The sequence below is a fragment of the Brucella lupini genome (genome assembly GCF_002252535.1).
Lineage (GTDB): Bacteria > Pseudomonadota > Alphaproteobacteria > Rhizobiales > Rhizobiaceae > Brucella > Brucella anthropi.
The window spans coordinates 1-7,227 of the sequence record NZ_NNRN01000063.1; the positions used below are offsets into that span (position 1 = coordinate 1).

Below are 7,227 nucleotides of genomic sequence, written 5' to 3' on the forward strand. Positions count from 1 at the left end.
CTCGGTGGAAACGCCGGGTCAGTTCTCAGTGGCAATCAACACACGTATCACGCAACGTAAACCCCTGGAGTACGCCGCTCTGGAATATGTACATCACTCATGATGTGTTGCCTAAGGGTAGCCGCAAAATTATGGGTGAGTTCGTCAACTCCGTTAACCTAAGCGAAGCGATCTCCCGGATCTCGTATGTCATAACGCCGGAGGATGATGTGACGGCTGACATCGATAGGGCGGAGGTTGTTATAGCGTCTTATGAGGCTCGGCTAGCGACGATTGGAGAGTGGAAACGTCTCGGCTTGGCGATGCAAGTAACGTGTGGATGTGGGCGCGGAAGAATGCTGACGGCACGGGAAGTCTTCAGTGAAATTTCTGATGAATGTGCTACTGCTGGGGTGATCAAAAGGCTGAAGTGCATGGGGTGCGGGACATCCAACGTAGTAGAAATGATACCATACAATCGAAAGGTCGTCGGCCCAATTTCTTAGGGCCTGAATCAAAAAGCGGCATGTGTGCGAAAATGGTGATTCCCGAATACCGGAGCGAAGCATATTCAAGGCACGTGAGCACCGGAAGCCTCGCATAATCCCGAAAAGTTGCAGACTTTTCGGTTCAGATTATGCGAAAGCAAATCTCAAATTGCCATTTTCGCATATATAGGACGTTTTTTGGAACAGGCTCTTACACTGAGAACCCTTACAACAGCTGGCCTGAAGCACCGTCGCTAACTGAAGGAGACCACATACCCGGTCGCCAACCAACTGGGCGAGTGGATCCACTTTATGTAGATTTAGGCGGAAATGGCCAGGATCCGGTCTATGTTGGGGATGATATTTATATGGACCCAGATGGAAAGTTGCGCGACTATTGATCGTTCTGACGCTCTACTTCACTGAGAAGATTAGTAACGCACGGAAAACTGTCTTCTCATATCCCGTCTACGCTTTATCTGCGTCCTATGTATTGACATGCCTATCAAGACAAGGGAATCCAAATTGGATGAGCCTTCTCTTTTTCTGTTGAAGACCGTGTGGCCATTTCCTAAGGTGAAACTGTAAGTTGATTTTGGGGCGGGGTGTTCCGTGTTTAAGAAAATAGCTCTCACTTGCTGCATTGCAGCAGGCCTTTCTGCGTGCAAACAGGAAGTCGTCGGCACGATTTATGTTCGTGACCTTCTTGAGGTCTTGGAAACGAAAAAGGACATTCCGGTCGATATATCGATCAATGTCTACGAGATGGGCATCGCCAAAAAGTGCAATGACCCCAAGAGTGATCAAATTGTAAAAGCCGTTGCCGCTCAGTTCCAATCCGCCACACTGGCTGGTTGTGAGACGATTCAAGGTTCGATGCGGGATCGGATGACCATCAAGGCGACAACGGTTCTCACCACGCAAGACGACCAACAGCTGCGACCTGCTAAATATCTTTTGCAATTCAATGCAATGAAGACATCGGTTCCAGATACTGGTAAGTCTCTCGACGGGTTTTTCGTTATCGCACAGTTTGACAAGGCCAAGTACGAGCAGGTTCAGAAGGCCGTCAGAGCAGTAGATATGATGGCAGGGATCGATCTCAATGACATCGGCATCAAGATCACCATCAACAATGATCTTCGTCAGAATGTGATCGTCGCACCGAGCATTGGAAGTTTTGTAGATGGCTATCCTTCTGATCGCAAAGATGTGCAGTATGATTTAGAACCCCGTAAGGAATCCGAATTCACGTTTGGTAATGTAAAAGCAACATCACTTGTCCGGTATGATTGGGCGACTATTGCGTCATTCGCCGTCCGTGATAATCAAGGGGAAGTTGTTAAAACTCAATGATTTCGCGTTCGTCTCTGTGCGTAATGACGTTTTTGGCGGTGTCAATGATGCCGTCAATTGCATTCCCTGACGAAACCAATAAAGCTCCGACGAGTGAGCGAGTTTCGTTCAAGGCGTTCGCTAGCTCCAACCCCGACTGCATGGATTTTACCGATCAGTGTACCACTTGCTCACAGCAGAGCGGGGAATTGGTTTGCTCGACGCCAAAGATCGCGTGCATTCAAAAAGAACTGTCCTGCACGCGATCTCGTAAACCTGACGCCGAGAAGAAGTGATCAGAATTCCTGTTGCTCGGTCAGTTGAAGTCCCCAATGCCGAATGAAGATGTCGAGCAGTTTTTGCTGGCGATCTTCCAGCACCTCCGGTGTCCAGGCTGGCAATGACCGGACTTCCTGAGTGAGCACGAACGGCGAAGCGGTGCCGTCATTTCCGGCAAAATAGACATTCTTCTTCGTTTCGAAATCAAAATTCGAAGCGGCTGGATTCTTGCGGATGTGAAGCGGCACCAGATTTGCCAATCGTTGCGTCCAATCTTCCCGCAGTTCGGTGTCTGCAAAGATATCCAGCCATCCGGATTCTTCTGACGGCGTCTGTGGCAAGATGTGCTCAATAGACACGTTTGTGAATTCCAGCCTCTTTGAACCATCCGATTTCAATGCTTCAAGGCGTAGGATGAGAGCCGCACGGGCTTTGGGTAGTTTCTTGTAAATGTCGCCATCGAGTGCTGCGATGAAGGATTTCTTTTCATCGTCGTCGAGCCCGAGGCTTGCCATGCTCTCGCTGAAGCCGTCAAACTCCTCCTTTTCAATCTCTTCAATGACAACCACGAAATGCTCGATACGAGAATTGATGCCCGCTTTGGTGACAAGCAGATAATAGGAAAGCCTTTCCAAACGCTTCAGGAACTCGGCTATCAGGCGAGGCTGATTTCTGAATTTTTTGAAGAACGATAGCGCTGGCGGAACCCAATCCTTCCAATCAACACGATTGAGATGCCGAAGTTGTTCATTGATGTCTTCTGCTGCCTCGGTAGCTTGGAAATTAGCTTCCTTAAGGAATGAATAGATATCCGAATACGGTTCAATGACATCTGTAATCTTCTGAAGGGCAATGAGACATCCTTATGTGGATTATAGGCGTTCGCGGAGGATTTCGTAAGGTGCCTTGCCATTGAAAGCGCCATGTGGCCTTGCAAGGTTGTAGAACCTCTCCCATTCGCTGAGCTTTTGAACGAGGTCGGTGTCATCTGTATATGACAGGAGCTGATAAAACTCTTGATCATCGGTGCGGTGTGACCGTTCGACTTTGCCGTTTAGTTGGGGCGACGCTGGTTTGATATAGGCGTGCCGAATGCCCTGGTCTTCGACGTGCCAGTGGAACCTGGCCTGGAACTCGTGCCCATTATCGGTGCGAATTTCGCGAATGCGGAACGGGAATTTGGCGATTACGGTGTCGATAAAGTCTATAGCGTTGGCTTGGGTGTGGCGATCATAGACCTTCAATGCTCGGATGCGGGTGGCATCGTCGATTGCCGTGTATTGGAAACGCTTGACGATCTTGCCGTCAACGCCTTCAAATTTCAGGAATTTAACGTCGACCTGTATCTGGTGCCCCGGCACACGCTGCTCGTATCTCTGAGTATGGATTTTCCTGACGCGCGTACCGCCGGGAAGCCAACTGAGCCCGTTTCGCTTCAGAATTCGGTAGATGCAGGCATCGGAGATGGCGATGGCATGGTACCTGCTCATATACCAGGAAATGCGCATCGGGCCGAGATGATATTTTGTGCGCAAATGCAGAACCTTCTCGATGATTTCTGCAGGCTTTTGATTGGCGGGATTTTTTGGTGCGCAGGATCTGTTCTCAAGCCCGGCCTCGCCATAGCGCTCGAAAGCCGATTTCCATCGATAGAAGCTGGCTCTGCCAATACCGAAATAGCGGCAGGTTTGCGAAACGTCACCGTGACGCTCGGCATGTTGAAGAACGCGCAGCTTATGTGAAACTTCCCGTCGGAATGTCATCATCGCGATTATCCTTGTGATCGAAAGTCAAAAACAAGGATGTCTCAAAGGTCCCTACTTTTCTACACTAACGATCCGCGCGCGCAGACCCTGCACTAAATTTAAAGTTCCGGGCCCGCGCACGCTATACCTTGCAACCTAAAGGAGGGGTACTTTTTGGGCTCTGACGCAATCTCGCTGACATCAGGTCGCTCCGATGACACGTGCTTCCAGCAGATCGAGCTTCCCACGTCCATACATTTGCCTCTTGATGAGTTTTAGCTTGTTGATCTGTCCTTCGACCTGGCCGTTCGACCAAGGTTCGGTGATGACGGCAGACACCGCGGCCTTGTCTTTCAGTATCCCGTTGGCGAAGGGAGCAAACAGACTATCGCGTGCATCAGCGATCCACGGGTCGAGTTCTGTCTTGGCCTTCCTTCGGATCATTGTCTGGAAACGATCAATTAGGTTGCGAGCTTGGATCAAGGCGGGAACGCCGGCTTCTATGGCCGCAATAGTGATTGTGTCAGCCTTACTCAGTTGATCGCGAGCAGTTGTCATCAATCGGGCAATCCTTCTGGCGGATGGCACTTTTTGAAGTTGCTGTTCGCAGACCCGCTCAGACCGCCGTCGCCTTGCGGCCCACCCCCCAACGACACGAGAACAACCACGGAAGCCTTTGCACTTTAGCTGTCGCCAGAGTTCAGCGCCGTTGTGCTGCCCAGACCCCCAGAGTTGATCCAACAGCGGCAGATAGGCCTCAAGGGAACTTTGTCTGACACGGAACACATCAGTTCTGTGGCCGCGGACGATCTGGCGAACTGTTCCGCGGCTATAGCCGGTCTGTCGCACGATTTCCTTTATTGGCACGCCATCGGAAGCCAGCTTGGTGATTGTCGAATTCACGTCCTCACGCCGTAGATAGCTCTCATATTGCAGTCGTTCAGCGCAAGTGAGTAGCGCAGGATTGATCGTCGTAGCACCAATTGCGGTACGGATCGCCCGCATGGATTTGCGCACGACGTCAAGGAACGCTGCGCTGGCGTTCTCCATCAAATGCCAACGATCTGCGACCTGCATGGCATGGGGTAAAGCCTTGGCAGCAGCTTCACGATAGCCGCCGCCTCTATCGCGTGAAACAATCGCTATTTCGGGGTGCTGAGCAAGGAACGTCGAAACTGTCGCGATCTCCCGATCAGGCAGAAGTTTGACAATCCTTCGCTTCTCAAGATCACAAACGACGGTGCCATAGCGGTGATTGCGGCGGAAAGCCCAATCGTCAATTCCGACGGCGTTTAGAGCATCATCCGGCACCATGGATTTTCTTCTCACCGCACGGATGAGTGTGTCATTGCTAACCGGGATCATCAAGCGTTTGGCAATGGCTGCTGCAGGCCGCCCTCCCAGAGCCAACCCGAGATGATGTACGATGGTATCAAGCCGAGCGGTTCGACGGCTGCGCTCCGGAACGATAAGCTCTCCAAACCTTTCGACGAATATCCGGCGACGACAAAGTGTCATCTCACAAATAAAGCGCCTTGCTGTTAATCGTAGCTGGACCTTGGTGCCACCACAAGGCAAATCAGCAACTATCCGAACGTAGCGGCTATGAACACGATCTGACATTTGGTTGCATAAAGGGCAGGAACGTTGATCAGCGGCTGCCCGCGCTGAAACAATGATTACCCCGTTGTCCTCGTCGGAACGCTCAACAATCAATCCGACCGGGATCAGGGACGACAGACGAAACTTGGTCGCCATGATGCTGACTCCTTTCTGATAACTGCGTCAGTTTCGACCGCGAAATCATCAAATATGAGTCAGACCCCCGTTTAAACGCCGATTGACAAGATTCAATTCAATGTGTTCAAACCCTCGTTCGATATACCAACCGATCTGCCGCGTTGTCTAATCATCCTCATTAAAGCTATTGTTTCGCTTGCGAACGCTAGCGCACGTTTTTGGTCTTCTTCTTTACGAGCGGTCTGGCCAAGTTCCAGATAATAATCGGTGAGAAGCTCACATAGGGGTAAAGCTTCGTTCGAGGCCGTATTGGGTACTGCCTCCAGCCCCGGAACAGATTGAAACGGCTGATGGTCAATCGTTGAGGACCTATGCTCCGCCTGTGCCGCCAACGCCCGTATTTCCGTTGCCGTAGAAGGTTCGGTATTTTGAGCAAGGGAATAAAGAAGTTCGCTAAGTCGGTTTTCCAGCGCCGGAAGATCAAGGTTCGCCGCGTTCGTTGTCTCTGCGCGTTCAAGGTGAAACGCGCGCCTACGTTGCTGTCGCAACCTAGCAACATGAGTGAGCTCTTCATGTGCCATGCGTTCCGCAGCTTTTGCAATCTCGTCAGATTTTGCGTTCGCAGCAACATACGTCCAAAAGGTGAAGGCGCGTTCCTCATTGCGGACCGCTAACGAGAAAGCCCGATAGGCGCTTAACAGTTCTGCGGGCACGGTTTCGGTACCTTCGTCGTCAAATACAGCTTCCGGAGGTGATATAATTATCGAATGGCCTTGGCCGCTCGTCTGTTCCCATACCTCGATCTGTTCCAGGTGTTCGGTTTCTTCGGCAACTAGCACTTCGAAGACCAGAGCTAGGTCCGGCCGTTCCATCTCCCTCATGCGCGTAGCGAGGGCTATGTAATGATCAATCGATTCTTGTTCCATCGCTCTGGCAAGAGCCAGCAATTCGTCCATCGATGCAATTTCCCAAGGCTCACGGTTTACTTTTATCATTCCAATCTCCTCCATGGATTGAGCTCAAGATTTTTGTCTGGTTTTTAGAAAGATTTGCATTCGCATTTGATTTGAATCATGGTCCGCCTACATTGCCTGAAGGTATCACCTTTCTCGTTTCATATTCAAAAGAACGACTGTCCGATGACGCCTCATTTAAAATCATTGTTCACATTCCTTCTTCTAACCATGCTGGTCGCCGTGCCTGCAAGAGCTGGGGACCTCGCAAAATACCTGCCGGTCGTTGATCCGCAGACCCTGTTCCAAGGCGCTGACAGTATCGGCAAGCCACAGGGAGAGCCGCCCATTGCGCCGGTAAAAAAGGGGAATGAGCTCCTCGGCTATGCGTATCTGAGTTCGGATTTTACAAGCACGATCGGCTATTCCGGCAAGCCTATCCACATTGTCGTCGGCATCGATACCAAAGGCGTCATACGCGGCATAAAACTGGTAGACCACAAAGAGCCGATCGTGCTGATCGGCATTCCCGAAGCCAAGGTTGTGGCTGCGCTGAATTCGTTGGTCGATAGTGACATGAGTGCTGTTGCCGCCGGCCAGAGCAAGCCGCCACAGGTGGAAATCGTCAGCGGTGCCACGGTTACCGTGCTCGTCATGGGGGACAGCGTCGTTCGCTCGGCCGTTGGGCTTGTCCGCAGCGGGCGTCTT

6 protein-coding genes are annotated in these 7,227 nt (G+C 51.2%); 2 read left to right on the plus strand and 4 right to left on the minus strand.

Annotation, left to right across the window (positions count from 1 at the left end; translation table 11 throughout):
* Positions 1-1,079 precede the first annotated feature (1,079 nt).
* Positions 1,080-1,823 (plus strand): DUF7424 family protein, encoded by a 744-nt coding sequence (locus tag CES86_RS26385; protein WP_094515840.1) that lies wholly within the window; start codon positions 1,080-1,082, stop codon positions 1,821-1,823.
* 275 nt (positions 1,824-2,098) lie between these two features.
* Here CES86_RS26385 and CES86_RS26395 read toward each other — a convergent pair whose 3' ends face one another.
* The 4 genes from CES86_RS26395 to CES86_RS26410 form a co-directional block, all read right to left on the minus strand.
* Positions 2,099-2,716 (minus strand): HNH endonuclease family protein, encoded by a 618-nt coding sequence (locus CES86_RS26395; protein WP_235820030.1) that lies wholly within the window; start codon positions 2,714-2,716, stop codon positions 2,099-2,101.
* A 237-nt stretch (positions 2,717-2,953) separates the two neighbouring features.
* Entirely contained in the window at positions 2,954-3,847 is an 894-nt protein-coding gene (locus CES86_RS26400) for an IS481 family transposase (RefSeq protein ID WP_094515842.1), read from the minus strand.
* Positions 3,848-4,027: 180 nt separating this feature from the next.
* Positions 4,028-5,584 (minus strand): ISL3 family transposase, encoded by a 1,557-nt coding sequence (locus CES86_RS26405; RefSeq protein WP_094515843.1) that lies wholly within the window; start codon positions 5,582-5,584, stop codon positions 4,028-4,030.
* 92 nt (positions 5,585-5,676) lie between these two features.
* A complete protein-coding gene (locus CES86_RS26410) occupies positions 5,677-6,561 on the minus strand; it encodes a ferritin-like domain-containing protein (RefSeq protein WP_143851114.1) in 885 nt (294 codons plus the stop codon).
* 144 nt (positions 6,562-6,705) lie between these two features.
* Between CES86_RS26410 and CES86_RS26415 the strand changes: the two genes are divergently transcribed.
* The coding region (locus tag CES86_RS26415; protein ID WP_143851115.1) for an FMN-binding protein at positions 6,706-7,227 on the plus strand (522 nt) is incomplete at its 3' end.

What these genes read in the sequence shown, in the direction of transcription:
- CES86_RS26405 (WP_094515843.1), bottom strand. Translation starts at nt 5,584, where the DNA reads ATGGCGACCAAGTTTCGTCTGTCGTCCCTGATCCCGGTCGGATTGATT.
- CES86_RS26410 (WP_143851114.1), bottom strand. Translation starts at nt 6,561, where the DNA reads ATGATAAAAGTAAACCGTGAGCCTTGGGAAATTGCATCGATGGACGAA.
- CES86_RS26400 (WP_094515842.1), bottom strand. Translation starts at nt 3,847, where the DNA reads ATGATGACATTCCGACGGGAAGTTTCACATAAGCTGCGCGTTCTTCAA.